Below are 25,255 nucleotides of genomic sequence, written 5' to 3' on the forward strand. Positions count from 1 at the left end.
GGGGCCGCTGCCGGGGGGAATAAAATATGAATATCACTTCACCCGCTCTGCTCTGGTTGTCTGTCGCTATTGTATTAGAAGTGCTGGCCACCAGCCTGCTGCCGAAAACAAATAATTTCCGCCGGATTACGGTAACGCCCGGCGTGATGGTGCTCTATTTTCTCTGCTTTTATTCCCTGTCTAAAGCCATGGTGATGTTAACCCCTGGCGTGACCTACGCATTATGGTGTGGGTTAGGCATCGTACTGGTTAATTTAGTGGGTCTGGTTATCTTCCGCCAGAAAATGGGTAAATACAGTCTGCTCGGCATCGCTTTAATCGTCGCTGGCTGCATCACTATGGGAATATTTAAATGAATGCCCTGACAACTACGCCTCTTTCTCCCCGCATTACGCGCCTGCGTGAGCGCTATTTAAAAGCGAAACCTTTTATCTCAGCGTCGCGCGCCCGGGCGGTAACCGAGATTTACCGTAATTATCCAGGCATGCCTACGTTACTGTTACGGGCGATGGCATTTCGCCGCGCCTGTCAGAATGCGCCACTGGTCATTGAAGAGGATGAGCTGATAATCAGCCATCCTGCCGGTGCCGCCCGCGGTGGCGAAATCTCACCGGAAATCGCCTGGCGCTGGGTTGCCGATGAGCTGGATACTATGTCAACGCGTGCGCAGGATCCTTACGAGATCAGCGAAGAGGTGAAGCGGGAACTGCGGGAAGAAATTTTCCCTTTCTGGCAGGGGCGGTCGCTGGATGAGATGGCGGAAACGCAGTTACGTCATGCCGGGCTCTGGGAGTGGAGTACCGATGAGGGAATATGCGATTTAAGCATTAAAACTCAGAACGGCGGTGGGGATACCTGCCCGGGCTATGACATCATTCTGCTCAAAAAAGGGCTGGGCGGCGTCCAGCAGGAAGCGCGCGAGGCGCTGTGTCATCTGTCGCCCACCTGTCCGGGGGATCAGGAGAAACAGTACTTCTACGAGGCGATCGTTGAAACCTGTCAGGGCGTTATTGATTATGCGCACCGCTATGCGGATTACGCGCTGGAACTGGCGCAGCGCACATCTTGTGCAGCACGCAAGGCCGAGCTTGAAGCGCTGTCGGCGCTCTGTCGACGCGTCCCGGAACACCCGCCAAAAACTTTCCACGAAGCGCTACAGGCGATCTGGTTTGCCCAGTCGCTGTTCATTCTGGAAGAAAACCAGACCGGTATTTCGCTGGGCCGTGTCGATCAGTATCTCTGGCCGCTGCTGGAGGCGGATCTGGCTTCTGGCGTTCTGAATCAGGCGCAGGCTGAAGAGCTGCTCTGCTGCTGGATGATCAAAATGTCCGAATGCATGTGGATTTGCAGCGCCTCTTCCGCCATGTATTTCGCTGGCTATCAGCCTTTTGTCAATCTGGTCGTGGGCGGGCAGAAACGTGAAGGGGGCGATGCAACCAATCCGCTGTCGCTGCTGATTATGGACTGCTCACGCCATCTGAAAATCTATCAGCCGAGCCTGGCCGTGCGGATCCATAATCAGTCGCCGCAGCCGTTTATGCGTAAAATTGTCGAGGTTATCCGTGCCGGTATCGGTTTCCCCGCCTGCCATTTTGACGATGCCCATATCAAAATGATGCTGCGCAAAGGTTTTGATTATGAGGATGCGCGTGATTATTGCCTGATGGGCTGCGTGGAACCGCAGCGCTCAGGACGCATCTATCAGTGGACCTCGGTGGGCTACACCACCTTTACCTGCGCCATTGAGCTGGCGATGAATAATGGGAAAACCGCCAGCGGTGCTCAGGCAGGCCCGCAGACCGGCGAGCTTACTTCGCTGACAACCTACGAGGCATTCGAAACCGCCGTCAGGCAGCAGCTCAGCCATATTGTCCGGCAGGCGGCAAGAGCGACCCTGCTGGTGCAGAAACTGCATAAGCGGCTGGCACCAAAACCTTTTATCTCCTGCCTCGTGGAAGGCTGCATGGAGAAGGGCAGGGATGTGATGCACGGCGGGGCGATGATCAATAATGGTCCGGGTCTGATCTGGACCGGCATGGCGGACTATGCCAACGCCATGATGGCGATGCGTGAGCTTGTCTACCGGGAAAAAACGGTGACGCCGCAGCAGATGGGCCAGGCGTTGCGCGATAATTTCGCCGGTCATGAGGCGTTACTTACTGCCTGCCTGAACGTGGCGAAATTTGGTAACGATGTGGAGGAAGTCGATCTTATCGCCCGCGACCTGATCCGCTTTATCGAAAACGAGCACCGACAGTATCAGATGCTCTATGGTCCCTTTACCCACGGCACCTTATCCATCTCAAACAATACGCCGTTTGGCCTGGCCACTGGCGCACTCCCCAGCGGACGGCTGGCGGGAATGCCGCTGGCGGATGGCATCAGCCCGTCACAGCAGACGGATTATGCCGGTCCGACCGCGATCGTAAACTCCGTCGGGCGGATCAACGTTGAGGAAATGGAGATCGGCATGGTCCATAACTTCAAACTGCTGCACGGCATTCTGGATACGGTGGAAGGTGAGCAGGGGATCATCACCCTGCTGCGCAGCGCCAGCATGCTGGGCAACGCCCAGATGCAGTTCAGCTATGTGGATAATGAAACGTTGCTCCAGGCGCAGGCAAATCCGGAGCAATACCGCAATCTGATGATCCGCGTTGCCGGTTACAGCGCCTTTTTCGTCGAACTCAGCCGCGAGGTACAGGATGAAATTATCAGCCGCACCCAAATCGGCCAGTTCTGAGGCGGTGATGGCGGGCGGCACGGTATTTAATATTCAGCGCTTTTCCCTGCATGATGGCCCCGGTGTGCGCACCGTGGTCTTTCTGAAGGGATGCCAGCTACGGTGTGCCTGGTGCGCCAATCCCGAGAGCCTGGCCGCCGGGCCTGAGGTCCTGTTTGATGCTTCCCGCTGTGGCAAGGTGCAGTGCTGGCAACCTTGTCCCGGCAAAGGCAGCGATCGGCTGATTGATCGCTGTAGCCTGGCGGGCTGGCCGGCGGATGATGGCTGTCCCGCTGCCGCCATTCGCCATATCGGAAACCGGCTCAGCGTTGAGGAAGTGATGCGTACCGTGGTGGCTGATGAGCTTTACTATCGCACCTCCGGCGGTGGCATGACGCTCAGCGGTGGTGAAATGGCGATGCAGCCGGCATTTTCCCGGGCGCTGCTGCTGCGCGCCAGGCAGGAAGGCATCCATACCGCCGTGGAAACGGCCGGTTTTGCGCCCTGGTCTGCGCTCTGGGAAGCCTGTGAGGCCAGCCAGCTGATCCTGTTTGATATCAAACTGGCTGATGAAGCGCTGCATCAGCATTACACCGGGGTCAGTAACCGCAGCATTCTCACCAATCTGGAGAGGCTGCTTGAGCAGAGCGTGCCGTTACGCATCCGCATTCCGGTTATTCCTGAGGTGAATGATGGCGAAGGGGAGGCGGCGAACATGATGGCGATGATTGCGGCGAAAGTACGCGGGAAGAGGCATTTTCAGGGCATTGATCTGCTGCCCTACCATAACTTTGGCAACCGCAAATACGATTTGTCGGGTAAGCGTTGCCGCTATGAAGAGATGCATCCCGGTCACGGCAAGCCGCAAGTGGAAAGGATGGCCGATATTGCCCGGCATTACGGGCTGACCACCACCACCTTATCTCACTGCATTGGCTGACGGGTAAGTCAGAGCGTCGTCAGAAGTGGCTGGCTGGGAAACGAATCAGAGTAATGTCAGAAACAGGCGGATTATCGGATAAGCCAGAACGCCGTTAAAGCGTGCTGGCTGAGGGACGAATCAGGTTGCCGTTAAAAATCCGCAGGCTGCCGGAAGGTCATTGGCGTCAGATACTTTGGATGGGTGATGGTCAGCATTTCGGCATGCAGCTGCAGCCGCGGCGCCATCGCTTTCGCGTCTTCATGGGCATAAAAATTATCGCCCAGAATAGGATGACCCAGCGCCAGCATATGGACTCTCAGCTGGTGTGAGCGTCCGGTAACTGGCTTGAGACGGACGCGGGTACTGTTGTCATCATCCAGTGCCAGCACCTCATACCCGGTCTGCGCTGGCTTTCCGGTTTCAAAGCAGACTTTCTGCTTTGGCCGGTTTGGCCAGTCACAAATCAGCGGCAAATCGATCACCCCTTTCTCTTCGGTAAGATGTCCCCAGACGCGGGCCACATAGGTCTTTTCAGGCTCCCGTTCGCGAAACTGCCGTTTCAGTTCCCGTTCAGCCGCCTTGCTCATCGCCACCACCATAATACCGCTGGTCGCCATATCCAGCCGGTGTACCGATTCGGCAGCCGGGAAGTCACGCTGGATGCGCGTCATGACGCTGTCTTTATGCTCTTCCTGCCGGCCAGGGACGGAGAGCAGCCCGCTGGGTTTATTGACCACCATGATAAACGCATCCTGATAAAGGATGTGTAGCCAGGGATCCTGAGGGGGATTGTAAGGTTCCATCTTATGACCTGTAGGGGCGGCCTGCGCCGCCCCGGCTGATTACTGATGCGTGACGACAATCAGACGCAGCGCGTCAAGCCGCCAGCCCGCTTCGTTCAGTGCGGAAAGCACCTGCTCACGATTGCTCTCCAGCGCCTCGATTTCATCCTGACGAATGTTCGGGTTGACGGCGCTGAGCGCTTCCAGGCGCGACAGCTCGGCGCTCAGCTTCTCATCGGCTTCCCGGCGGGCAATGTCGATGAGCTTACGCGCTTCTTCCGCGGCCTGATCTTCCGCAAGCTTCAGGATTTCATGCACATCTTGCTGCACCGCATTCACCAGCTTACTGCCGGTATGGCGGTTTACCGCGTTAAGCTGGCGGTTAAAGCTTTCGAACTCCACCTTCGCCGCCAGGTTGGTGCCCTTGCGATCGACCAGCATCCGCACCGGCGTTGGCGGCAGGAAGCGGGTCAGCTGTAAGTGCTTCGGCGCCTGCGCTTCGACGACATAAATCATCTCAACCAGCAGGGTGCCGACCGGTAGCGCTTTGTTCTTCAGCAGCGAAAGTGCGCAGCTACCGGTGTCGCCAGAAAGAATCAGATCGAGTCCGTTACGAATAATCGGATGCTCCCAGGTTACATACTGGGCATCTTCACGGGAGAGGGCCTGACCGCGATCGAAAGTGATGGTACAGCCATCTTCCGGCAGGCCAGGGAAATCCGGCACCAGCATATGATCGCCCGGCGTCAGCACGATCAGGTTATCGCTGCGATCCTCCTGATTGATACCGACAATATCGAACAGGTTCAGCGCAAAGTTTACCAGCTCAATATCGTTGTCCTGCTCGCTGATGGTTTCGGCCAGCGCCTGCGCTTTTTCACCGCCGTTCGAATTCAGCTCCAGCAGGCGGTCGCGGCCCTGCTCAAGCTGGCTCTTCAGCGCGTCGTGCTCCTTGCGGCAGGCGGTAATGAATTCATCCAGCCCTTCAGGATTTTCCGGCGCGGCAAGATAACCGATCAGCTGTGCGTAGCTTTTGTCATAAATCGCCCGTCCGGTAGGGCAGGTATGCTCAAAGGCATCCAGTCCTTCGTGATACCAGCGAAGCAGCACCGACTGCGCGGTTTTCTCCAGCCACGGAACGTGGATCTGAATGTCGTGCGCCTGACCGATACGATCCAGACGTCCGATACGCTGTTCCAGCAGATCCGGGTTAAAGGGCAGATCGAACATCACCATCTGGCTGGCGAACTGGAAGTTACGGCCTTCAGAACCAATCTCAGAACAGAGCAGCACCTGGGCGCCATCCTCTTCCGAGGCAAACCAGGCCGCTGCCCGATCGCGCTCAATGATCGACAGCCCTTCATGGAATACGGCGGCCTTAATCCCTTCGCGCTCGCGGAGTACCTGCTCCAGCTGTAGCGCGGTAGCGGCCTTGGCGCAGATCACCAGCACTTTCTGATCGCGGTGGCTGGTCAGAAAGCCCATCAGCCAGTCCACTCGGGGATCGAAGTTCCACCAGGTGCCGCTGTCGCCTTCAAATTCCTGATAAATCTGTTCCGGATAGAGCATGTCGCGGGCGCGTTCATCGGCCGATTTGCGGGCGCTCATGATGCCGGAAACTTTGATCGCGGTCTGATACTGCGTCGGCAGCGGCAGACGGATCTGGTGCAGTTCGCGCTTCGGAAAGCCTTTCACGCCGTTGCGGGTGTTGCGGAACAGCACGCGGCTGGTGCCGTGGCGATCCATCAGCATTGAGATCAGCTCCTGGCGCGCTTCCAGCTTGCCTTCCCGATCGCTGTTGGCGATTTGCAGCAGCGGCTCGATATCCTGCTCACCCATCAGATCGTTGAGGAGATTCATCTCATGCTGGCTTACCGGCTTATCGGCAAGCAGCAGGGAAACCGCATCCGCAATGGGACGGAAGTGCTGCTGCTCCTCAACAAACGCGGCGAAATCGTGAAAACGGTTCGGATCGAGCAGGCGCAGACGGGCAAAGTGGCTCTCCAGGCCGAGCTGTTCCGGCGTGGCCGTCAGCAGCAGGACGCCGGGGATCTGTTCCGCCAGCTGTTCAATCACCTGATACTCCCGGCTTGGCTCACCTTCTTCCCACGCCAGGTGATGCGCCTCATCCACAATCAGTAGATCCCATGCGGCGTCGGCCAGCATTTCCAGACGCTGTTTATTACGGCGTACGAAATCGAGCGAGCAGATGACCAGCTGTTCAGTTTCAAAGGCGTTGTCGCTGTCGAGGCGGGCCTCGGCGTAGCGATCATCGTCAAACAGGGCGAAGCGCAGGTTAAAGCGGCGCAGCATCTCAACCAGCCACTGATGCTGCAGGGTTTCCGGCACCACGATCAGCACACGTTCGGCGCGCCCCGCCAGCAGCTGCTGATGGATGATCATACCGGCTTCAATGGTTTTTCCGAGGCCTACTTCATCGGCCAGCAGTACGCGAGGTGCGTGACGGCGACCCACATCGTGGGCGATATGCAGCTGGTGAGGGATCAGGCTGGTGCGCATACCGCGCAGGCCGCTTACCGGCAGGCGATACTGCTCGCTCTGATATTTACGGGCGCGATAGCGCAGGGCGAAGCGATCCATACGATCAAGCTGACCGGCGAACAGGCGATCCTGCGGCTTGCTGAACACGAGTTTGCTGTCGAGCATCACTTCCCGCATCACTACCCCGGTTTCGCCGGTGTCCAGGCGAGTGCCGGTATAGGTGACCAGTCCGTTTTCGGTGTTAACGTCTTCCACCTCAAGCTGCCAGCCTTCATGGCTGGTAACGGTATCGCCCGGATTAAAAATCACGCGGGTAATAGGAGAATCATTTTTAGCGTAAAGACGGTTTTCGCCAGTGGCAGGAAAAAGCAGCGTAACCATGCGCGTGTCGACCGCCACAATGGTTCCCAGTCCCAATTCGCTTTCCGTATCGCTGATCCAGCGTTGACCAAGTGTAAAAGGCATAGATATTCGGCTCGATTCTCGTAGTGATAATTTCAGGCAATAGCTAGACGGCCTGGCGCAGGGCCCGGCAGAAATATTCAGATATTCAGGAAGGGCGCTATGTTACTGGAAGGGCGCCCGTTCGTCACCTGTCAAAAAAGCCCCAGTTGGCCTGTTACCAGTGTAGCAAAGTCGTCCTGAAGAAACGGCAGTATGCCGTCAGCCACTGGCTGAAGCTGGCGGGTGAGGTAATGGTCGTAGTCCAGCGGCGTCTGCCGCGCTTCCAGCGGTTCCGGCCCCGAGGTGGCCATTACGTAGCGTATCCGGCCACCGTTCTGATACTGTAACGGGCGGCCCAGCCGCTGATTCTGTTCATCGGCCATGCGGGCTGCGCGTACGTGGGGCGGCACGTTACGCTGGTAATCGCTCAGCGGCCGCCGCAGCCGTTTACGGTAGACAAGCTGCTCGTCCAGTTCGCCTTCCAGCAACTGGCGCACGGTTTCCCGGATGTAGTCCTGATAGGGCTCTTCTTTAAAGATTTTCAGATAAAGCGCCTGCTGAAACTGCTGGGCCAGCGGCGTCCAGTCGGTACGCACGGTCTCAAGCCCTTTAAACACCATCCGTTCCGTTTCACCTTCGCGGATCAGTCCGGCATAGCGTTTTTTACTGCCCTGTTCAGCCCCGCGAATGGTCGGCATCAGAAAGCGAGAGAAGTGGGTTTCATATTCCAGCTCAAGGGCGCTCTCCAGCCCGTACGCCGCCTTCAGATGGGCCTGCCACCAGACGTTGATCACCGCGACCAGATGCTGGCCGATAGCGGCAGCGCCAGCTTCATCGTGCGGCGTTTTCAGCCAGACAAAGGTCGAGTCGGTATCGCCATAAATTACCTCATACCCTTCGGCCTCAACCAGTGCCTTCGTCTGCTGCATGATTTCGTGACCGCGCAGGGTGATGGAGGAGGCGAGGCGGGGATCGAAAAAGCGGCAGGCGCTGGTGCCGAGAACGCCATACAGCGCGTTCATTATAATTTTCAGCGCCTGCGAGAGCGGTTTGTTCCCCTGCTTTTTGGCCGCTTCGCGCCCCTGCCAAATCTGCCGGACAATCTCCGGCAGACAGTGATTGCTCCGGGAAAAGCGGGCGCCGCGAAAGCCGCTTACTGAGTCAGCCTCATCCGGGTGGGCAAGACCTTCGACCAGGCCGACAGGATCGATCAGAAAAGTGCGAATGATTGAGGGGTAGAGGCTTTTATAGTCCAGCACCAGAACGGAATCATAGAGGCCGGGACGCGAGTCCATCACGTAGCCGCCGGGGCTGGCTTCCGGCGCGACCTGGCCGATGCCGGGCGCGACAAAACCCGCCCGGTGCATCCGTGGCAGGTAAAGGTGGCTGAACGCTACCACCGAGCCACCGTGCCGATCCACCGCCAGTCCGTTGACCGTGGCGCGCTCCAGCAGGAACGGCATCAGTTCGGTATGCTGGAAAATACGCGTCACCAGCTCGCAGTCCTTCAGGTTATAGTGCGCCAGCGCCGGTTTGTTCTCCGCAAAGCGTTTATCGATCTCCTGCATACGGTCCCAGGGATTGTCGATTGCTTTCCCTTCGCCGAGCAGCTCGCGGGAGACCGACTCCAGGCTGAAAGAGGAGAAGTTCCAGAAGGCGGATTTGAGCGCGTCAATGCCGTCGATGATCAACCGTCCGGTCGCCTGAGCGAAGAAAACGCCGGGCTTAAAGCCGTGCTCGCGCCACTCCAGCGCCTCGTTATGGCGACCAAGCCGCAGCGGGATACCGTAACGGTCAGCATGTTTTTGCAGGACGCGCAGATCGAACTGCACCACATTCCAGCCAATCAGTACGTCCGGATCTTCACGGGCAAACCACTCATTCAATTTTTCAAGCAGCTGCGGACGGCTTGACACGTATTCGAGATTAAAGGTCAGCGCGCTGGCATCGCCATTTTCCGGCCCGAGCATATAGACATCCCGTCGTCCGCAGCCCTCAAGCCCGATGCAGTAAAGCTCGCCGTGGCGCGTGGTTTCAATATCCACCGAGACCCACTTCAGCGGTGGCCGGTAGTCAGGATGGGGCTTCAGGCGTGCATTCACCAGGCTGTGACCGGCAGGCTGGCCGCTGAACCAGACGGGCGCAGTAATAAAACGTTCCATCAGATAACGGTCAGGCGGACGGATATCCGCCTCGTACAGCATCACGCCATTTTCGCGCAGCAGTTTCTCCAGCTTTTGCAACTGACGGTACTGTTTACAATAGAGGCCAAAGACGGGGCGCTGATGGAAATCTTTCAGATTCAGGTCGGCCAGCCTGTAGTGCTGTTCCTGGCGAAGAAGTCGTTCGGTCTCAGCACGCTGCTCAAGCGGAATAAAGGCGACCGATTCCTGAGGCGGAAGCACTACCCGCTGCGGCCCTTCATCCGTTGCCAGCCACAGCACAACTTCCGTACCGCCTGAGGTATCCCGCCAGTGGCGGCTGAGCAGAAAACCTGCGCGTGCGTCGTTCACCTGAAACCCTTATCGCCGTAATAATAATCCATCATAGCATGTTTATTTATACAGGGTTATTGCCCGGCGGCGCGGCGGATCTTCTTCGTCAGCATTCCCATACAAAACAAGCCTTGACGGATCCGGGACGGCTCAGGACAATCCGTCCTCCTGAAACGTGGAACCTGAATAATATGGAAGCCTGGCTGCAACATCTTATTACGCAATCACTTGCCTGGTCGCTACTGGCTGTTGGCCTGGTCACCTTTTTTGAATCGCTGGCGCTGGTTGGCCTGTTGTTGCCGGGCACCGTGCTGATGGCCTCTTTCGGGGCGCTGATCGGCAGCGGGCAGATCGGCCTCTATCCCGCCTGGGCTGTAGGTACCCTGGGCTGCCTGCTGGGAGACTGGGCCTCCTATCTGATCGGCTGGCAATTCAAAGGACCGCTGCACCGGTGGTCATTTATCAAAAAGCATAAGGGATTGATGGATAAGACCGAGCATGCGCTGCATCAGCACAGCATGTTTACCATCATTGTGGGGCGCTTTGTGGGACCGACCCGACCGCTGATCCCGCTGGTTGCAGGCATGCTGGAACTGCCGGTGAGGAAATTTTTACCGCCCAATGTCGTAGGCTGCCTGCTCTGGCCGCCGCTTTATCTGCTGCCGGGAATCCTGGCTGGGGTGGCGATTGACGTGCCGAAAGAGGCCAATAGCGGCTCGTTTAAATGGCTGTTGCTGGGCGTGGCGCTGCTGATCTGGTTCGCTTTATGGCTGGGCTGGCGCTGGCTGCGCGCCAAAAAACAGTCCGACTGGGCGACGCCGTTGCTGTCGCCATCCCGTCTGCGCTGGCTGGCGCCGCTGATGCTGCTGCTTGCTGCTGCCAGCTTCACAGCCATCCAGTTTCATCCGATGATGCCTGTTTTCCGGCAGCTGCTGTGGCAGGTTTTTGTCGGCAATTAATTCCGCGTTGCGGTAAGCCTGGCGTCAGGCTTACCGTTTACCGCAGAGCGATTCCGAGGACTTTGGCTTCCGGCACTTCGCCGTTCAGTAACGCTGCTGTGCTGCCATCCCAGTAAACACGGCCATCCACAATCAGGAGAGTACGCGGCGCGATACGTGCAGCATCTTCAACGCTATGGGAGACCATTAACAGCGTGATAGCCCGTTCCGCGCAGACCTCATCAACCAGTTGCAGCATCTCTTTTCTCAGCGCCGGGTCCAGGGCGGAAAAAGGCTCATCCAGCAACAGCACCGGCTGCTGACGGACCAGACAGCGCGCCAGCGCCACACGCTGCCGCTGACCGCCGGAAAGCTCACCGGGCAGACGCTGCAGATAGCTTTCCATCCCGACGCGCTTCGCAATTTCCTGCAATTTCTGCTTCTGGAGATGATTCAGTTTCAGGCCGGGATGCAGCCCGAGGCCAATATTCTGCGCCACGGTGAGGTGAGGGAAAAGATTGTTCTCCTGAAAGAGCATCGAGACCGGACGCTGTGCCGGTGGGGTCAGGTTGTGCCGCTGATGATTGATCTCCAGCGTACCGCCCTCGACGGTCAAAAATCCGGCAATCAGGCTCAGCAGGGTACTTTTACCGGCACCGCTTGGACCGAGGATCGCCACCCGCTCTCCCGGCTGCATGCTGAATGAAAACCGCATCGGAAGGGCGTGATAAAGGTAAGTCAGATCAGTCAGCGTGAGCATGGCGTCCCGGGAATTTTTCTATCAGGGTAAACAGCAGCAGGCACAGCAGCAGCAGCAGCAGGGCGGTAACCGCGCCGTCGCTGCTGCGGTACGAACCTATCTGCTGATAAAGGTAGAACGGCAGCGTGCGGAAATCCTCGTTGCCGAAGAGGGCCACCACGCCAAAATCGCCAATCGAGAGAACGCAGGCAAAGGCGAGCGCCTGCGCAATCGGGCGCTTCAGCGCCTTCAGTTCAATCAGCCTGAGCCGGTGCCAGCCGCGAATATCCAGCGACAGGCAGAGCCGGTTATAGCGTTCGGCAATATCGCGTAGCGGATTTTCCAGCACCTTCATGGCATAAGGGATCGCCATCAGCGCGTTGGTGAAAATAACAATGCCATCAGCCTGTTGCGGCAACCCAACGGTATCATTGAGCAACATAAAAATGCCGGTCGCCAGCACGATGCCCGGCATGGCGAGGATCAGCATTCCGCTCAGCTCCAGCACCTGTCCTGGAAAGAGGCGCTGGCGAAGGCGCAATTCACGACTACTCCACAGCAGCATCAGCGTCAGAATAACGCTCAACAGGCCCGCACCAAGCGCGATACGCAGAGAAGTCAGCGTAGCCTGCCAGAGCGCCGGTTCCTGCAGTACCTTTAGCATTCCCGCATTCAGGCCATCCAGGATCACCGCCAGCAGCGGCGGCAGTAGTAGTAGCAGCGCCAGTGTAATCAGCAGCGCGTCACTTATCCTGGCCGTCAGACTGTCTTCCGGATTGCGCCAGCCGCCCATACTGGCGACGCCAGCAGGTATGGCTTTACTGAGCCGCTGGCTGAGCATCACCAGTCCTAAGCAGCACAGCATCTGAATCATCGCCAGCAGGGCAGCGCGGCCAGGATCGTAATCGAAGCTTAACGCCTGAAAAATGGCCAGCTCAATGGTGGTTGCCTGAGGACCGCCACCCAGTGACAGGACGGTCGCAAAGCTGGCGAAGCAGAGCATAAAAATGAGTGCGCCAGCAGGCAGGATTTGCCGTCGCAGCCAGGGCCACTCCACCACGCGGAAATGATCCCAGCCCCGCAGGCCAAGCTGGGCGGCAAGCTGCCGCTGTTCGCCGGGGATCTGTTCAAGCGCCTGCAACAGTAAACGCGCCGCCAGCGGCAGGTTAAAGAAAACGTGCGCCAGTAAGATACCCTGAAGACCATAGGGCGAAAAGGTGTAGTCAATCCCCAGCAGGGCGCAAAGCTCAGCCAGCCAGCCGGTACGTCCGTAAACGCTGAGGATGCCAAACACCGCCACCAGCACCGGCAGCACCAGCGTCATTGCGCAGAGGCGCAGCAGCGTCTCCCTTCCCCGGAACCGGCGGCGGTAGAGCGCGCGGGCCAGCGGAACGGCAGGAAGCACGGAGAGCAGCGCGGAGAGAAACGCCTGCCAGAAGGAGAAGCGCAGCACGTGCCACAGATACGCATCCTGCCAGAGTTCGCGCCAGGCAACAGCGGGGGCGTTACGCCAGAGCGCGGTAAAGGCCAGCAGCGCCACGGCGATCAGCAGCGTCGCCGCCAGCACACCAGGCAGCAGCCAGCCGGCAATCAGCGGCTGACGGCGCGTTGCCATTCGGCGATCCACTGGCTGCGCTTAGCCGCCACTTCCTGCGGCGTGAACTGTAGCGTGATGGCGGGCAGCGTAAGCTGGTCAAAACCTGCCGGCAACGCGGTTTTCACGACCGGATACATCCAGTTGCCGGTGGGAATGCTTTGCTGGAAGGCGTTGTCCAGCATAAAGGTCATAAATTGCTGCGCCAGTGCAGGCTGCTTGCTTGATTTCAGCCTGCCAGCTACTTCCACCTGGAGGTAGTGCCCCTCGCTGAAACTGGCGGCGGCATACTGCGTTTTTTTCTCTTCTATCAGATGGTAAGCCGGCGACGTGGTATAACTCAGCACCATATCCGCTTCCCCTTTCAGAAACAGGCCGTAGGCCTCGCTCCAGCCTTTAGTGACGGTGACGGTTTTTTTCGCCAGCTTCTGCCACGCGTCAGGCGCGTTATCGCCATAAACGTTCTGCATCCACAGCAGCATTCCCAGACCTGGCGTACTGGTGCGGGGATCTTCATAGATCACCTTCAGCGGGCGTTCGCTCTCCACTAACTCTTTCAGGCTCTGCGGCGGATTCGGCAGTTTGGTTTTGTCATATACGAAGGCGAACCAGCCATAGTCAAAAGGTACAAACGTCTGGTTATCCCAGCCGCCCGGTACGGTCGTCTGGCGGGTATCCACCTCACTTTCAGCAAACAGGCCGGTTTTTTCCGCCGCCGCCAGCAGGTTGTTATCCAGCCCCAGCACCACGTCCGCTTTGCTGTTTTTCCCTTCCATGCGCACTCTGTTAAGCAGCGAAACGCCATCTTCCAGCGAGACATATTTCAGCTCGCAGTCACAGTTGGCTTCAAAGGCTTTTTTCACTGCCGGGCCGGGGCCCCACTCCGCGGAAAAGGAGTCGTAGGTGTACACCACCAGCGTGGGCTTGGCGGCAAAAGCGGGTAAAGAGGAAAGAATCAGCAGCGGAAGGACTTTTTTAAACACTTTGCGTTCCTTATGGTGAGCGAGGCCGCAAAGGATCTGAGCAGGTAACATCGTCTCAAATCCCTACGCCGGCATTATCCGGATCAGGTTCGACGGGTCTGTCTCAGCGTGCAGGCTTCAGGCTCCTTCACGCACCCCGTTGAGAAGTGGCTATTCTAATGATTTCCGGACAATAGCGAAAGCGTCATGATTCAGGTGGCGCGAACCAGGCAGACTTGAAATCGAACCAGCCGAGCGTGTTCATCCTGACGCCGCGCATACTGCGTTCGCCCTCAAGGAGCAGCCAGTGATGGAAGAGCGGGTGCAGGCTCCAGGTGTTAACAAGCTGGCGGCTCCAGTCGGCCAGGGAGAGTTTCTGTTCACGCCAGCGCTGGGCGTCCTGCTGCCAGTCAATCGGCACGCAGTGATGCAGCAGCGGGATCTCATAGAGCAGGGCGAACAGCGAGAATTCCAGCGGCAGGGTGAAATTGGCGCTGCCAAGCCAGATATCGCTTTCGGCGTCTCCCCGGTGCCAGGTGGCGTAATCGACCTGGCGGGTCACCAGACTGACGCCATGTTCTGCCAGCAGCGGTGCCAGCGCATTAGCGATGGCCTGATGCTCAATGTGGTCGTTGTACCAGGTCAGCGTGATTGAGGTCAGTCCCGGCGGCTTTTCGGTCATGGCCATATCGCGGCGGTGGTGCCAGCGGGGTAGCAGACCGTAGGCGGGGAACCAGTAACGCTGATAGCCGATCCCCGAGTGGTTGAGCAGCGCAACGGGATTAAAGATCATGCTGATCCAGCGGCGAACCTGTTCGTTCTGTCCCAGGGGCGAACGCTGGTCAAACAGCAAAAAGTAGCAGCCCTCCTCAAGGCGGCTCTCCTCCGATTTTTCATCCACGCTGGCGCCTTCCAGCTTCACGCCCGAATAGACCAGTTCATCGCTGATCTCCGGTAGAACCCAGATATTCACCTCATCAATCAGCGCCCGGTAGCCAAAATAATCATCAAAAGCGGCGATGCGCAGCTGCGTTTGCTGATTACGCACCACGGCATAAGGGCCGGTGCCAACGGGCTGACGCGCAAAGTCGGGCAGCGTTTGCCATTCAGCGGGCAGGATCATCGTACTGACGCTGCCCAGCAGCCAGGGTAGCCAGCTGTCCGGATGGTGCAGATAAATATCCAGCGTCCATGGCGTCGGGGAAACAATGCGATCTATATGTGAAAAAAGCGGCTGTGATGTCAGGCGAGTGAGTGAGCCGATCACATCACTCATCTCCAGCTCCCGACCGTGGTGAAAGTGAATGGCGGGACGGAGATAAAACCGCCAGTGCAGGGGGGCGACCTGCTGCCAGTGGTGGGCGATATCGGGTTCGATTTCCCCATTTTCCTCATTTATATGGGTGAGGCTGCTGAAAATCTGTCGGGCGAGGTGAGTTTCTGAGCGTCTGAGCGGCGTACCGGGAAGTAAATTGAGCAGCGATCGGTAATAAAGCACCCGCAGGATATGCTTGCCCTGCCGGAAGCTACGCCCGAGGTGGGAAATCAGCATCTGCCGCACGGTATGTTTATCACCCACTAACTGCACCAGTTGATCGATGCGATCCTGTTCCAGCAGATCCTCTGCGCGCTGCTGCTGAAGCGCCAGACCGGTATAGAGAAAACGGAGCGCCGAGCGTTTACCGCGTCCCGCCTCCGCCTGCCACTCCAGCCAGCCTTGCGCCTGCATGGCGTTAAGGAGATTACGCATATGACGGCGGGAGCAGCTGAGCTGAACGGCCAGATCGCCGAGCGTGGTTTCCTGTGACTGGCCGTTGCAGCTCTGCCAGAGGCGGATAAACTGCTGCTGTAAGCGGGGAGAGGACATAAAAGGGGAACCTTTTGCAGAAAGCGGTCTGTTTTTCCTGCCTTATATTAGGGCGATACTGGCGGCAATGAAAGAGCGGGAGGCATTCTCTGAATGGCGCTCTGACATTATTTGAATCTGAGTATGGTGCATCTTCACCAGCCAGCGGGCATTATGGTCGCTGGCTTTTTTCGTCAGCCTTTTTTTCTTCTATGCTTCCTCTTTGTCGTCCGCTCAGGCGCGACGTTTGCCGAAGGACCAGTATGACAATGCACCGACTGTCCCGCCGTATTAACCCCGTTTATCTGGCCTTTATGGCTGTCTCTTTTATGATCGGCGTGGCCGGTGCGCTACAGGCACCGACGCTCAGCCTGTTCCTGACGCGCGAAGTGGCGGTACGCCCGTTCTGGGTAGGGCTGTTTTATACCGTTAATGCGATAGCCGGGATTGCCGTCAGCATTCTGCTGGCGAAGCGCTCCGATAACCGTGGCGACCGGCGGATGCTGATCCTCTTTTGCTGCCTGATGGCGACCGCCAATGCCCTGCTGTTCGCTTTTAACCGCGACTATCTGACGCTGATTACCTTCGGAGTGCTGCTCTCGGCGCTGGCGAGCGTGGCGATGCCGCAAATTTTTGCGCTGGCGCGTGAATACGCCGATCATTCTGCGCGGGAAGTGGTGATGTTCAGCTCGGTGATGCGTGCCCAGCTGTCGCTGGCCTGGGTGGTCGGCCCGCCGCTGTCGTTTGCGCTGGCGTTAAATTATGGTTTTACCACCATGTTCGTTATCGCCGCCGGGCTTTTTGTCGTCTGTCTTGCGCTCATCTGGTTCGCGCTACCGTCCGTTGCCCGCGTGGCGCAGTCTCCGGAAGTCGTGATTACCCAGATCAGTGCCTGGAGGAATAAAGATGTGCGGCTGCTGTTTATCGCCTCGCTGCTGATGTGGACCTGCAACACCATGTACATTATTGATATGCCGCTTTATATCACCAGCGTGCTGGGGATGCCGGATCGTCTGGCGGGACTGCTGATGGGCGTGGCGGCGGGGCTGGAGATCCCGGCGATGCTGCTGGCGGGGCATCTTGTTAAACGCTTCGGTAAACGCAAAATGATGCTGTTCGCGGTGGCGGCGGGTGTGCTGTTTTATCTGGGGCTGGTGCTCTTTCAGTCGCGTATCGCGCTGATGGCGCTGCAAATCTTCAACGCCATTTTTATCGGTATCGTCGCCGGAATAGGCATGCTCTATTTTCAGGATCTGATGCCGGGGCGGCCCGGTGCGGCGACCACGCTGTTCACCAACAGTATCTCAACCGGCGTGATCCTGGCCGGTCTGCTGCAGGGCGCACTGGCCGAAACGTTTGGGCACTACTCGGTCTACTGGGCGGCGCTGATTCTCGCCATAGCCTCGCTGGCCATGTCGGCGAAGGTGAAGGATGTCTGATAGGCTGTCGCCAGGCCTGGCTTTGATGCAGGCCTGGCGACAGAATTAACGCAGAAAGGCAGGCTGCTGCTGCTCGTAAGCGCCAATCTCCGCCTCATGCTGAAGCGTCAGGCCGATACTGTCCAGGCCATTAATCAGACAGTGGCGGCGGAAGGGATCGATACTGAATGGATAACGTTTTTCACCTGCAATAACCTCCTGCGCTTCCAGATCCACCGTAAAACGGCAGCCCGGCTGCGCCGCAACGAACTGAAACAGCGCCTCTATTTCATCTTCACCCAGCGTCACCAGCAGCAGCTGATTATTAAAAGCGTTGTTGGCGAAAATATCCGCAAATCCGCTGCCGATAATCGCCTGGATTCCGTAATCGGTCAGCGCCCAGGGCGCGTGCTCGCGTGAGGAACCGCAGCCAAAGTTTTCGCGCGTCAGCATAATGGTGGCGCCGCTGAATTCTGGTTTATTAAGCACAAAGTCGGGGTTGGGGATCTGACCTTCGGCATCGCTGTAGCGCCAGTCGAAAAACAGATTACGGCCAAAGCCGGTGCGCGTCACCATCTGCAAAAACTGCTTGGGAATGATGGCGTCGGTATCCACGTTAGCGGTGTCGACCGGTACCACGATGCCGGTATGTCGGGTGAATTTTCTGGCCATGATATTCCTCAGTTCAGTTTGCGGATATCGGCAAAGTGGCCGGCCACTGCCGCCGCCGCTGCCATCGCCGGGCTGAGCAGGTGTGTCCGTCCGCCGCGCCCCTGACGACCTTCGAAATTACGGTTGCTGGTGGAGGCACAGCGCTCGCCGGGACTCAGGCGGTCATTGTTCATCGCCAGGCACATGGAGCAGCCGGGAAGCCGCCACTCAAACCCGGCGTCCAGAAAGATTTTATCCAGTCCTTCTGCCTCCGCCTGCGCCTTCACGGGACCGGAACCTGGCACCACATAGCCCTGTACGCCAGCGGCAATTTTATGCCCTTTCACCACCGAGGCTGCCGCCCGCAAATCTTCAATACGCGAGTTGGTGCAGGAGCCGATAAACACTTTATCAATACGCACGTCGCTCAGCCGGGTACCAGGTTTGAGATCCATATAAGCCAGCGCTTTTTCCGCTGAGGCCCGCTCAATTGGATCGCTGAACGACGCTGGATCGGGGATGCACTCATCCACGGCAATCACCTGACCGGGATTGGTTCCCCAGGTGACCTGCGGGGCGATTGACGCCGCATCAAGCATGACGACCTTATCAAACTGAGCATCTGCGTCACTGTTAAGCGTCTGCCAGTAAGCCACTGCTGCTTCCCACGCGTCGCCTTTCGGCACGAACTGACGTCCTTTCAGGTAGCTGAACGTCGTTTCATCCGGTGCGATAAGGCCCGCCTTGGCACCCAGCTCAATCGCCATATTGCAGAGCGTCATCCGTCCTTCCATGCTGAGCTGCCGCACGGCCGGGCCGCAAAATTCCACCACGTGACCGTTGCCGCCGCCGCTGCCAGTTTTGCCAATAATGGCGAGGGCGATATCTTTCGCCGTGATGCCCGGCGCGGGCTGACCCACGACCTCAATTTTCATGGTTCTGGCACGGGACTGCTTCAGCGTTTGCGTCGCCAGCACATGTTCCACTTCCGAGGTGCCGATGCCGAACGCCAGCGCACCCAGCGCGCCGTGCGTTGAGGTATGTGAGTCCCCACAAACAATTGTCATACCGGGCAGGGAGATGCCCTGCTCGGGGCCGATAACGTGCACAATGCCCTGGTAAGGATGCTGCAGATCGTAGAGAGGAACGCCAAACTCCTCACAGTTCTTCATCAGCAGGGACATCTGAATACGGGCCATCTCACCGCTGGCGTTGATATCCCGCGTCTGGGTGGAGACATTATGATCCATGGTGGCAAAGGTTTTACCCGGCTGGCGGACCGGGCGACCCTGCGCGCGCAGCCCATCAAATGCCTGCGCGGAGGTCACCTCATGCACAAGGTGACGGTCGATATAGAGCAGCGGCGTTTCGTTGGGCGCGTCATGCACGACATGCGCATCAAACAGCTTTTCGTATAACGTTTTCATGTTCAGGTTTCGCTGACAAATCGGGCAATAATGGAACCCATCTCGTCGGTGCCGATGGCCTGGCCATCTCCGGCCAGATCGGCGGTACGGTAGCCTTCAGCCAGCGCGCGGCTGACGGCGTTTTCAATGGCGTCGGCAACGTCAGGCGCATCCAGGCTATAGCGCATCAGCAGCGACAGCGACAGGATCTGGGCTACCGGATTCGCACAGTTTTTACCGGCGATATCCGGGGCCGATCCGCCTGCGGGTTCGTAGAGGCCAAAGCCCTGTTCGTTAAGGCTGGCGGAGGGCAGCATCCCCATCGAACCGGTGATCATCGCACACTCATCAGAAAGGATATCGCCAAACAGGTTAGAACAGAGCATCACATCAAACTGAGACGGCGCTTTGATCAGCTGCATGGTGGCGTTATCAATGTACATATGGTGCAGCTCAACATCGGGGTAATCCTTCGCCACTTCGCTGACGATTTCCCGCCACAGAATGGAGGATTGCAGGACGTTTGCCTTGTCGATTGAGGTCACTTTTTTACGGCGTTTGCGCGCTGATTCAAACGCGATGCGGGCGATGCGCTCAATTTCAAAACGGTAGTAGGCTTCGGTATCGAAGGCACGCTCATGCTGCCCGCTGCCTTCACGTCCCTTCGGCTGGCCAAAATAGATGCCTCCGGTCAGCTCGCGAACCACCAGGATATCGAAACCTGTTGCGGCGATATCACTGCGCAGCGGGCAAAACGCTTCCAGACCGCTGTGCAGGCTGGCAGGGCGCAGGTTGCTGAACAGCTTGAAGTGTTTACGCAGCGGCAGTAGCGCGCCGCGCTCGGGCTGCTCTGCGGGCGGCAGATGTTCCCATTTCGGCCCGCCCACCGAGCCAAACAGGATCGCATCCGCCTGCTCACAGCCGGAAATGGTTTTCTTCGGCAGCGGCTCACCCTGGCGATCGATAGCAATGCCGCCCACGTCATGTTCACTGGTGGTGATGCGCATACCAAAACGCTGGCGAACCGCGTCCAGTACCTTGCTGGCCTGAGCCATCACTTCAGGGCCGATACCGTCACCGGGTAATACGGCAATATGATAAGTCCTGGACATGATTACACGGTCTCCTTGTGATCGTTAGCGTGGGATTTGCGCTGCAGTTCCTGCTCCACCTGGCGGGCGCGCCAGATATTGTTCAGGGCATTGATCATCGCTTTTGCGGATGATTCGACAATATCCGTGGCCAGACCGACGCCGTGGAATTTACGGCCATTATAATTAACCACGATATCCACCTGGCCCAGCGCGTCTTTTCCGTGACCTTTCGCCGTCAGCTGATATTTCACCAGCTCAGCATCGAAGTCGGTGATGCGGTTGATCGCCTGATAGACGGCATCTACCGGGCCGTTGCCGGTTGCCGCTTCAGAGGTCACTTCTTCGCCACAGCCCAGCTTCACGGAAGCGGTCGCCATCACGCTGGAGCCGGATTGCACGCTGAAATAATCCAGACGAAAATGCTCAGGTTCTTCATTCTGTTTGTTAATAAACGCCAGCGCTTCCAGATCGTAGTCAAAAACCTGGCCTTTCTTATCCGCCAGCTTCAGGAAAGCGTCATACAGCGTGTCCAGGTTATAGTCGTTCTCTTTATAACCCATCTCGTCCATGCGGTGTTTTACCGCGGCGCGTCCGGAACGGGATGTCAGGTTCAGCTGAATCTGATTCAGGCCGATCGACTCCGGCGTCATGATTTCGTAGTTCTCGCGGTTTTTCAGCACGCCGTCCTGATGGATCCCGGAAGAGTGGGCGAAAGCGCCGGTGCCGACGATGGCTTTGTTCGCCGGGATTGGCATATTACAAATCTGGCTGACGATCTGACTGGTGCGATAGATTTCCTGATGATGAATAGTGGTATGCACATTCATTAACTGGCCGCGGGTTTTAATCGCCATAATGACTTCTTCCAGCGCGCAGTTACCGGCACGTTCACCCAGGCCGTTTAACGTACCTTCTACCTGTCGTGCGCCTGCCTGCACCGCAGCAATTGAGTTTCCAACCGCCATGCCTAAATCGTCATGGGTATGAACAGAGAGGACTGCTTTGTCGATGTTGGGAACGCGGTTAATCAGCTGCGCGATAATATTGCTGTACTCATCGGGCAGCGTATAGCCGACAGTATCCGGAATATTGATGGTGGTAGCGCCTGCATTGATGGCGGCCTCGACTACCCGGCAGAGATCGTCAATCGGCGTACGGCCACCATCTTCGCAGGAGAATTCAACGTCGCTGGTATAGTTGCGGGCGCGCCTGACCATGCGGACGGCGCGGTCAATGACCTCGGGCAGCGTGCTGCGCAGTTTGGTCGCGATATGCATCGGCGACGTGGCCAGAAAGGTATGGATACGGTAAGCATCGGCAACGCGCAGAGCTTCGTAGGCCGCATCGATATCCTTCTCCACACAGCGCGCCAGCGCGCAGACCCGGCTGTTTTTAATCTGACGGGCAATCGTCTGCACTGATTCAAAATCACCCGGCGAAGAGACAGGAAAACCCACTTCCATCACGTCAACACCCATCCGCTCCAGCGCGAGCGCGATTTGCAGTTTTTCTTTTACACTCAGACTTGCCTGTAATGCCTGTTCACCGTCGCGCAGAGTGGTATCGAAAATAATGACTTGCTGGCTCATGGGATAATTCCTTATCGGGTTATATTCGCTGCCGCCGCGGGCAAAAAAAAACCCGCGCATCGGCGCGGGTTTTTTTGTCAGTCTGAAATCAGTGATTGATTCCGCCCACAAGGCTACCGCGCACAAAGGATGCGTTTAGTAGTAGACCGAGTAGGCGGGTATGGCGAATCATTAATTTCAGACCTCATCAATGCGTTGTTTCTTTATTGATACTTGATTGGCAGGGGGGATGTCAACCATAAGGCGTACGAATCTTTACGCCGGGCGGCGACAGAAATCCGGAAAATAAACTGGCACCGACGGGGAATACAGCACAAACGGCAGTCGCCTGAGCATTAACGCCCCGCAGACGCGCCTGTCGCAACAATTTGTAAATTATTTCTATGTGTTTTTATGATATTAATCAATTGCTTACTCCTATCCAGTGCTACAGGGGAACGGCTGGGTTACCCGTAACCATTTAGTTAAATATCTTAATAACGTAATTACAGACAGCAGATAAAACTGTTACGCGGAAAAAAAGTGCTGGGGTAAACGTAATTTGAAAACGTGCTTACTTTGTTAACAAAACGATTACCCTGAAAAAGAATAGCCTTACAGAATAAACCGCTTTTCTTTCGCTTTTAAAATAGCGTAATTATCGCTAATGCCGCAGCCGCGTAGCACCTTAACAAAAGATAAGTGGGCCGGAACAAACCTGGGGTGATTGCCTGTCAACTTTTCTGCGGTTATGGTACTTAATCAACAGAATGTAAAAAATATAAAGGGCTTCGCCCTGTACCTGGAGAGTGGAAATGACTTCCGCTTTCTGAATTAACACAGGTTCGATCGTCTCTGGCTGCTTCCTTCCCGGTTGCGGCATTCATCGCAGAGCGATCAGCACCTTAAAGCCTGGAGGCAAGAATGGAAATGTTGTCAGGAGCCGAGATGGTCGTCCGGTCATTGATCGATCAGGGCGTAAAGCATGTGTTCGGCTACCCCGGCGGAGCGGTCCTCGATATCTATGATGCGCTGCAGACCGTAGGCGGCATCGACCATATTCTGGTTCGTCATGAGCAGGGCGCCGTCCATATGGCCGACGGCTATGCACGCGCAACCGGGGAGGTTGGTGTGGTGCTGGTGACCTCCGGCCCCGGCGCAACGAACGCCATTACCGGCATTGCCACGGCCTATATGGACTCCATCCCGATGGTGGTGCTGTCAGGCCAGGTTCCTTCTTCCCTGATTGGCTACGACGCCTTCCAGGAGTGCGATATGGTGGGCATCTCCCGTCCGGTCGTTAAACACAGCTTTATGGTTAAGCATACGGAAGATATCCCGACCATCATGAAGAAAGCATTCTGGCTTGCCGCCAGTGGGCGGCCGGGGCCGGTAGTGGTTGATTTGCCGAAAGATATGATGAACCCGGCGAACAAACTGCCCTACGTCTGGCCGGACAGCGTCAGCATGCGCTCATACAATCCGACCACGCAGGGTCATAAAGGGCAGATTAAGCGGGCATTACAGACGCTGCTGGCGGCAAAACGCCCGGTGATTTATGCGGGTGGCGGCGTGGTAAATGCGGACTGTTCTGCTGAGTTGCGACAGCTGGCGGAAACCCTGAACTTACCCGTAGCCGCTTCGCTGATGGGCCTGGGCGCCTTTCCCGGCACGCATCGGCAAAGTCTGGGGATGCTGGGCATGCATGGTACTTATGAAGCCAATATGACCATGCATAACGCTGATGTCATCTTCGCAGTTGGGGTACGCTTTGACGATCGTACGACCAATAATCTGGCGAAGTATTGCCCGGATGCCACCGTTTTACATATCGATATCGATCCGACCTCCATCTCTAAAACCGTGGCCGCCGACATTCCCATCGTTGGTGACGCCAGACAGGTTCTGCAGCAGATGCTCGATCTGATGGCGCAGGGCGATAATACGCAGAATTTTGACAGCCTGCGTGACTGGTGGCAGCAGATCGAACAGTGGCAGGCGCGAAAGTGCCTGGCTTACGATCGCAGCAGTGAAAAAATTAAACCTCAGGCGGTTATTGAAACGATCTGGAAGCTGACCAAAGGCGAAGCCTATGTCACTTCCGACGTCGGCCAGCACCAGATGTTTGCCGCACTTTATTATCCGTTCGACAAACCCCGTCGCTGGATTAACTCCGGTGGCCTTGGCACGATGGGCTTTGGACTGCCTGCGGCGCTCGGCGTGAAGCTGGCGCTGCCGAAGGAAACGGTAATCTGTGTGACCGGCGATGGCAGTATTCAGATGAATATTCAGGAACTTTCGACGGCGCTGCAGTACGATCTACCGGTGATGGTGCTGAGCCTGAACAACCGCTTCCTCGGCATGGTGAAACAGTGGCAGGATATGATCTATTCCGGTCGCCACTCGCAGTCCTATATGGAATCACTGCCTGATTTTGTGCGTCTGGCGGAGGCCTATGGTCACGTGGGGATTGGCATTTCGCATCCGGAAGAGCTGGAGTCAAAGCTGACCGAAGCGCTGGAAGCGTTAGGAAAAGGGCGTCTGGTTTTTGTTGACGTTAACGTGGATGGAACCGAGCACGTTTACCCGATGCATATTCGCGGCGGCGGGATGGACGAAATGTGGCTGAGCAAAACGGAGAGGACTTAATTATGCGTCGTGTGTTATCGGTACTGCTGGAAAACGAGTCCGGCGCATTATCCCGCGTGGTCGGGCTGTTCTCCCAGCGCGGTTATAACATTGAGAGCCTGACCGTCGCGCCGACAGACGATCCCACCCTGTCGCGGATGACCATCCAGACCGTGGGCGATGAGAAAGTGATCGAACAGATCGAAAAGCAGCTGCACAAGCTGGTGGACGTTCTGCGCGTGACGGAGCTGGGGCAGGGCGCGTTCGTTGAGCGTGAGATTATGCTGGTAAAGATACAGGCCAGCGGCTACGGGCGTGAAGAGGTCAAGCGCAGCGCGGAAATCTTTCGCGGGCAGATTGTTGACGTTACGCCAACGCTTTATACGGTTCAGCTTGCAGGAACCAGCGACAAGCTGGATGCTTTTCTGAACAGCATCCGGGAAGTGGCGGAAATTGTTGAAGTTGCCCGTTCCGGTATCGTCGGTGTCGCCCGTGGCGATCGTATTATGCGATAAGATCTGCTGTGGACGCGTGACAGCGTCAG

19 protein-coding genes and 1 riboswitch are annotated in these 25,255 nt (G+C 57.1%); of the genes, 7 read left to right on the top strand and 12 right to left on the bottom strand.

The features are described 5' to 3' along the window. The first annotated feature begins 26 nt into the window (after positions 1-26). From EA20_RS0111880 to EA20_RS0111890, 3 genes are read left to right on the top strand one after another with little or no spacing between them, the layout of a single operon-like run. Positions 27-356, top strand: a complete 330-nt coding sequence (locus tag EA20_RS0111880; RefSeq protein WP_024967036.1) for a multidrug efflux SMR transporter — start codon at positions 27-29, stop codon at positions 354-356. Further along, positions 353-2,743: a choline trimethylamine-lyase gene (gene cutC, locus EA20_RS0111885; protein WP_024967037.1), complete on the top strand. Its 2,391-nt coding sequence runs from the start codon at positions 353-355 to the stop codon at positions 2,741-2,743. Before EA20_RS0111880 ends, cutC begins: the two co-directional genes overlap by 4 nt. Beyond that, complete coding sequence (locus tag EA20_RS0111890; protein WP_024967038.1) at positions 2,706-3,662, top strand: glycyl-radical enzyme activating protein; 957 nt, start codon at positions 2,706-2,708, stop codon at positions 3,660-3,662. Before cutC ends, EA20_RS0111890 begins: the two co-directional genes overlap by 38 nt. Positions 3,663-3,793: 131 nt before the next feature. Here EA20_RS0111890 and rluA read toward each other — a convergent pair whose 3' ends face one another. The 3 genes from rluA to polB all read right to left on the bottom strand — a co-directional run bounded on the left by rluA (position 3,794) and on the right by polB (position 9,885). After that, on the bottom strand, positions 3,794-4,447 hold the full coding sequence (gene rluA / locus EA20_RS0111895; protein WP_024967039.1) for a bifunctional tRNA pseudouridine(32) synthase/23S rRNA pseudouridine(746) synthase RluA: 654 nt from the start codon (positions 4,445-4,447) through the stop codon (positions 3,794-3,796). A 39-nt stretch (positions 4,448-4,486) separates the two neighbouring features. After that, positions 4,487-7,393, bottom strand: a complete 2,907-nt coding sequence (rapA, locus tag EA20_RS0111900; protein ID WP_024967040.1) for an RNA polymerase-associated protein RapA — start codon at positions 7,391-7,393, stop codon at positions 4,487-4,489. 131 nt (positions 7,394-7,524) lie between these two features. Next, positions 7,525-9,885: a DNA polymerase II gene (polB, locus tag EA20_RS0111905; RefSeq protein WP_024967041.1), complete on the bottom strand. Its 2,361-nt coding sequence runs from the start codon at positions 9,883-9,885 to the stop codon at positions 7,525-7,527. A 173-nt stretch (positions 9,886-10,058) separates the two neighbouring features. Between polB and EA20_RS0111910 the strand changes: the two genes are divergently transcribed. After that, the gene (locus EA20_RS0111910) at positions 10,059-10,826 is read left to right on the top strand and encodes a DedA family protein (protein ID WP_024967042.1); all 768 of its coding nucleotides are present in this window, start codon (positions 10,059-10,061) and stop codon (positions 10,824-10,826) included. A gap of 37 nt (positions 10,827-10,863) precedes the next feature. Here the strand turns inward: EA20_RS0111910 and thiQ are convergent, their stop codons facing one another. The 4 genes from thiQ to sgrR form a co-directional block, all read right to left on the bottom strand. Further along, entirely contained in the window at positions 10,864-11,565 is a 702-nt protein-coding gene (gene thiQ, locus EA20_RS0111915; protein ID WP_024967043.1) for a thiamine ABC transporter ATP-binding protein ThiQ, read from the bottom strand. Beyond that, positions 11,549-13,159 (bottom strand): thiamine/thiamine pyrophosphate ABC transporter permease ThiP, encoded by a 1,611-nt coding sequence (gene thiP / locus EA20_RS0111920; RefSeq protein WP_024967044.1) that lies wholly within the window; start codon positions 13,157-13,159, stop codon positions 11,549-11,551. Before thiP ends, thiQ begins: the two co-directional genes overlap by 17 nt. Beyond that, complete coding sequence (gene thiB / locus EA20_RS0111925) at positions 13,135-14,121, bottom strand: thiamine ABC transporter substrate binding subunit (RefSeq protein WP_024967045.1); 987 nt, start codon at positions 14,119-14,121, stop codon at positions 13,135-13,137. The genes thiP and thiB overlap by 25 nt, the downstream gene beginning before the upstream one ends. A 42-nt stretch (positions 14,122-14,163) precedes the next feature. Beyond that, positions 14,164-14,270: riboswitch (TPP riboswitch) on the bottom strand. A 35-nt stretch (positions 14,271-14,305) separates the two neighbouring features. Next, on the bottom strand, positions 14,306-15,967 hold the full coding sequence (sgrR, locus tag EA20_RS0111930; RefSeq protein ID WP_024967046.1) for an HTH-type transcriptional regulator SgrR: 1,662 nt from the start codon (positions 15,965-15,967) through the stop codon (positions 14,306-14,308). A 242-nt stretch (positions 15,968-16,209) separates the two neighbouring features. Here sgrR and EA20_RS0111935 point away from each other — a divergent pair, with 242 nt between their 5' ends. Further along, positions 16,210-17,385: an MFS transporter gene (locus EA20_RS0111935; protein WP_024967047.1), complete on the top strand. Its 1,176-nt coding sequence runs from the start codon at positions 16,210-16,212 to the stop codon at positions 17,383-17,385. A 45-nt stretch (positions 17,386-17,430) separates the two neighbouring features. Here EA20_RS0111935 and leuD read toward each other — a convergent pair whose 3' ends face one another. The 5 genes from leuD to leuL form a co-directional block, all read right to left on the bottom strand. Beyond that, a complete protein-coding gene (gene leuD, locus EA20_RS0111940) occupies positions 17,431-18,036 on the bottom strand; it encodes a 3-isopropylmalate dehydratase small subunit (RefSeq protein WP_024967048.1) in 606 nt (201 codons plus the stop codon). An 8-nt stretch (positions 18,037-18,044) separates the two neighbouring features. Further along, a complete protein-coding gene (gene leuC / locus EA20_RS0111945) occupies positions 18,045-19,442 on the bottom strand; it encodes a 3-isopropylmalate dehydratase large subunit (RefSeq protein WP_024967049.1) in 1,398 nt (465 codons plus the stop codon). Between the two features lie 2 nt (positions 19,443-19,444). Further along, positions 19,445-20,533: a 3-isopropylmalate dehydrogenase gene (leuB, locus tag EA20_RS0111950; protein ID WP_024967050.1), complete on the bottom strand. Its 1,089-nt coding sequence runs from the start codon at positions 20,531-20,533 to the stop codon at positions 19,445-19,447. A 2-nt stretch (positions 20,534-20,535) separates the two neighbouring features. Further along, on the bottom strand, positions 20,536-22,104 hold the full coding sequence (leuA, locus tag EA20_RS0111955) for a 2-isopropylmalate synthase (RefSeq protein ID WP_024967051.1): 1,569 nt from the start codon (positions 22,102-22,104) through the stop codon (positions 20,536-20,538). Between the two features lie 88 nt (positions 22,105-22,192). Beyond that, positions 22,193-22,276, bottom strand: coding sequence for a leu operon leader peptide (leuL, locus tag EA20_RS21300; protein ID WP_152540241.1), 84 nt, complete (start codon positions 22,274-22,276; stop codon positions 22,193-22,195). A gap of 731 nt (positions 22,277-23,007) precedes the next feature. On the opposite strand from leuL, the gene ilvI reads away from it, so the two are divergent. After that, positions 23,008-24,732: an acetolactate synthase 3 large subunit gene (ilvI, locus tag EA20_RS0111965; RefSeq protein ID WP_024967053.1), complete on the top strand. Its 1,725-nt coding sequence runs from the start codon at positions 23,008-23,010 to the stop codon at positions 24,730-24,732. A 2-nt stretch (positions 24,733-24,734) separates the two neighbouring features. Continuing rightward, positions 24,735-25,226, top strand: a complete 492-nt coding sequence (gene ilvN, locus EA20_RS0111970; RefSeq protein WP_024967054.1) for an acetolactate synthase small subunit — start codon at positions 24,735-24,737, stop codon at positions 25,224-25,226. The last annotated feature ends 29 nt before the right edge of the window (positions 25,227-25,255 follow it).

It is taken from the genome of Pantoea sp. IMH, from assembly GCF_000599885.1.
In the GTDB taxonomy this organism is placed as follows: Bacteria; Pseudomonadota; Gammaproteobacteria; order Enterobacterales; family Enterobacteriaceae; genus Erwinia.

Bases quoted from the DNA above. Each gene is read 5' to 3' on its own strand.
- ilvI (WP_024967053.1), top strand. From the start codon at position 23,008: ATGGAAATGTTGTCAGGAGCCGAGATGGTCGTCCGGTCATTGATCGAT.
- rluA (WP_024967039.1), bottom strand. From the start codon at position 4,447: ATGGAACCTTACAATCCCCCTCAGGATCCCTGGCTACACATCCTTTAT.
- rapA (WP_024967040.1), bottom strand. From the start codon at position 7,393: ATGCCTTTTACACTTGGTCAACGCTGGATCAGCGATACGGAAAGCGAA.
- sgrR (WP_024967046.1), bottom strand. From the start codon at position 15,967: ATGTCCTCTCCCCGCTTACAGCAGCAGTTTATCCGCCTCTGGCAGAGC.
- EA20_RS0111910 (WP_024967042.1), top strand. From the start codon at position 10,059: ATGGAAGCCTGGCTGCAACATCTTATTACGCAATCACTTGCCTGGTCG.
- thiQ (WP_024967043.1), bottom strand. From the start codon at position 11,565: ATGCTCACGCTGACTGATCTGACTTACCTTTATCACGCCCTTCCGATG.
- leuB (WP_024967050.1), bottom strand. From the start codon at position 20,533: ATGTCCAGGACTTATCATATTGCCGTATTACCCGGTGACGGTATCGGC.
- cutC (WP_024967037.1), top strand. From the start codon at position 353: ATGAATGCCCTGACAACTACGCCTCTTTCTCCCCGCATTACGCGCCTG.
- EA20_RS0111880 (WP_024967036.1), top strand. From the start codon at position 27: ATGAATATCACTTCACCCGCTCTGCTCTGGTTGTCTGTCGCTATTGTA.
- leuL (WP_152540241.1), bottom strand. From the start codon at position 22,276: ATGATTCGCCATACCCGCCTACTCGGTCTACTACTAAACGCATCCTTT.
- leuA (WP_024967051.1), bottom strand. From the start codon at position 22,104: ATGAGCCAGCAAGTCATTATTTTCGATACCACTCTGCGCGACGGTGAA.
- leuD (WP_024967048.1), bottom strand. From the start codon at position 18,036: ATGGCCAGAAAATTCACCCGACATACCGGCATCGTGGTACCGGTCGAC.
- ilvN (WP_024967054.1), top strand. From the start codon at position 24,735: ATGCGTCGTGTGTTATCGGTACTGCTGGAAAACGAGTCCGGCGCATTA.
- EA20_RS0111935 (WP_024967047.1), top strand. From the start codon at position 16,210: ATGACAATGCACCGACTGTCCCGCCGTATTAACCCCGTTTATCTGGCC.
- EA20_RS0111890 (WP_024967038.1), top strand. From the start codon at position 2,706: ATGAAATTATCAGCCGCACCCAAATCGGCCAGTTCTGAGGCGGTGATG.
- leuC (WP_024967049.1), bottom strand. From the start codon at position 19,442: ATGAAAACGTTATACGAAAAGCTGTTTGATGCGCATGTCGTGCATGAC.
- thiP (WP_024967044.1), bottom strand. From the start codon at position 13,159: ATGGCAACGCGCCGTCAGCCGCTGATTGCCGGCTGGCTGCTGCCTGGT.